Consider the following 770-nt stretch of genomic DNA (forward strand, 5'->3'; position numbering starts at 1 on the left):
CCTTTTGTGTCGTTGATTTCTAGTGCTAGTTCTGGAGAAATGCCGTTGATTTGGAGTTCTGTGATTTTAAGTTGTTGTAAATTGCTTCTTTGACCAGTTGATCCAACAAAACCAAAAAATACTTCATTTCCACCAAATGTGTCTTGTAAACTTTGAACTTGATAACTTCCAGTGTAACCACGGTAGTTATAACTTAATGTTCTAGTGGCCGCATTCCAATCAAATGATACTTCATGGAATTCGCTATCTTCAAAATACGTGCCATTTGGTAAAACATTGAGTGCATTGTGTTCAATGATTGGTCCTACTCCTGGTACTGTAATTGCGATATGTTCATTCTTAGGTTTTACGTCATAATCCCACTTCTCAGCAAACTCAGTTCCGTCATTAATATACGTATCAATCTCTACGGCTAATGCGTTCTTGATATAGGAATCACCATAAAGACCCATTGCACCACCGTTTCCTGCAATAGCTTTATTTCCTCTAGGATCATTCTGCATAACAAATGCCATTCCGTCAGCACCATTACTATCTGTACCCATAAACAGATCAGCTTTCAAATGGAAGTTTTTTGTTAAATCCACTTTATTCGAAGCATCCGACCATAGTCCACCTGCTTGACTTGGTCTATTCGGAGTAATTGTAACTATATTCTTTTCAATACTCGATGATTTCCCAGGCACCACGGAGAAATAATCCGTAACATCCGAAAAAGACCCCTGACCTTCTTCTTGACTACTTTTCAATTTACTTTCTGCTTTTGTTGC

1 protein-coding gene is annotated in these 770 nt (G+C 38.1%); it reads right to left on the reverse strand.

The window, feature by feature from the left end; all coding sequences use genetic code 11:
- Positions 1-749, reverse strand: a 749-nt coding sequence (locus tag EP57_RS07880) for a lectin-like domain-containing protein (protein WP_149028039.1), incomplete at its 3' end; no start/stop codon positions are given.
- Positions 750-770: the final 21 nt, after the last annotated feature.

This window comes from Listeria booriae, assembly GCF_000766865.1.
Classification (GTDB): domain Bacteria; phylum Bacillota; class Bacilli; order Lactobacillales; family Listeriaceae; genus Listeria_A; species Listeria_A booriae.